The organism is Atlantibacter hermannii, assembly GCF_009907385.1.
Lineage (GTDB): Bacteria > Pseudomonadota > Gammaproteobacteria > Enterobacterales > Enterobacteriaceae > Atlantibacter > Atlantibacter hermannii_A.
Window position 1 is genome coordinate 1 of the sequence record NZ_JAAATR010000093.1, and the last position, 1,832, is coordinate 1,832.

The 1,832-nt window shown below is 59.1% G+C and carries 1 protein-coding gene and 1 CRISPR repeat array; the gene reads right to left on the minus strand.

Annotated features, from left to right (window positions below):
- Window positions 1-395: a CRISPR direct-repeat array (repeat unit 29 nt; unit sequence GTGTTCCCCGCGCCAGCGGGGATAAACCG).
- Window positions 396-596: 201 nt separating this feature from the next.
- Window positions 597-1,832 (minus strand): autotransporter outer membrane beta-barrel domain-containing protein (locus tag GV764_RS19290; RefSeq protein WP_161661520.1); only part of this gene is annotated, 1,236 nt, incomplete at its 5' end.

Consider the following 1,832-nt stretch of genomic DNA (forward strand, 5'->3'; position numbering starts at 1 on the left):
GTGTTCCCCGCGCCAGCGGGGATAAACCGTGACCGGCGATAACGGCAGTTTTGTGGAGGAGGTGTTCCCCGCGCCAGCGGGGATAAACCGCGCTTCTCTGACATGACAAAGGATCGATACGAGTGTTCCCCGCGCCAGCGGGGATAAACCGGAGTGGGACGACAAACGCGGCTGTTGGAAAGAGTGTTCCCCGCGCCAGTGGGGATAAACCGCGTAAAAGCTGTTCACATCAACTAGGGCAAACGTGTTCCCCGCGCCAGTGGGGATAAACCGGTCGGCAAAATACTCGTTGATGTTCGCCTTGCGTGTTCCCCGCGCCAGTGGGGATAAACCGTGATGCTTGCTAACCATGACGATATGGAAGAGGTGTTCCCCGCGCCAGCGGGGATCGTTCGGCTAGTTAGACTATGCCCAACGCTTCAACGTTACGCGTTTCACAATAAAAAGTGTTTTGCGGGGCGAGCCAGGTACTGTGCAGTTTCGGTGGTTGGTAGAAAGTGGTTTGCTTGGGGCCAATAAGCCCGGTGGGTCTGGCGGTTTTGGCGTAAAGATTAAAAGATAAGGCGGCGGGTTTGTGGCCCACCGCCGGGTCTGACTTAGAAGGTTTTGCGTAAACGCAGGCTGAAGGTGTGCGCCTGATAATCTTCGCCCGCTTGCAGGTCGTAACGTGCATCCAGGCTCAGCGAGTTCACATCATACAGGGTGCTGCCGATAGCTACGCCCGCCATATCTTCAACCGGTGCCGCGCCTTTGGTGATAAAGGTGGTTTCACCGATGCTGTCTGCGGCGTAGGTCGCGGTGTTGCTCATCTGCTTGTTATCGTACTGGTGGATCCAGGACAGTTGAACAAACGGCGTCAGGTTGCCCAGACGGGTTTCAAACGTCTTGTCCAGACGCGCGCCGATATCGCTCACTACGGACTGGTTATGGGACGAATCCACATCCAGCGCCATACCGTTGCCGCCGGTTTCCGAATAGCCATCGATATGCTGATAGCTATAAGACAGGCTTGCCAGCGGCGTCAGGGTCACGTCTGCGCCCAGCGCGAACGGGTAACCCAATTCGCCCTGTACGGTGGCAGACTGGCCGTTAAACTTACCGCGCGCATGGCCAGAGAAGCCGGTAAAGTCGACGTGACGCGACGTGTCGTAGTTCTGACGGTTAACGCCTGCGGACAGGTTCATGAACCAGGGTTCGCCGGTGTAGCTGGCATAGCCGATCAGGCCGTAGTTATCCGCCGTTGAGGTGTTGCCGTTCAGGTTATCTTTGCCGTGAACCGAGGTGTTGCTGTAGTTCACCGCTGCGCCCAGACGCCACGCATCATTTAGCGCACGGTCGGCACCGATCAACAGGCCGCCGAATTTAGCGCTGTACCCGCTAATCTGGTCGGTGCTGTCGCGGCGGGCATAACCGCCAAACGGCTGTGCCCACATCAGCCAGTCACTGTAGGCATCACCGGTAGCCACGCCGCTCATGCCCGCCGTTTGCGGGTTGCGCAGATTATCCATGTGGTTGCCGATCACCGAGTAAGCGGAGGCGGTGGCGGTTTGGGTCGCCTGCCCGGCGCTGATGCTCTGGCCCGGCGACAGGCGCTCGCCAACGCGGTTCGCTTCTTGAGTGTTATCAATCGCCAGCGAGGCGTTATACAGCTCCAGCAGCTGCGGAGAAATCCCGGAGTAGCTGGTCAGGCCGTTCAGCGCAGAGGTCGCGTTGCGGGTGGTAGCGAAGCCCGGCTGCGGCGCGGTCGGTTCAGGCTGTGCCGGCGTTTCCGGTTCGGCTGGGGTAACCGGCGTTTCAGGGACAACCGGGACTTCAGGGGTAACCGGGACTTC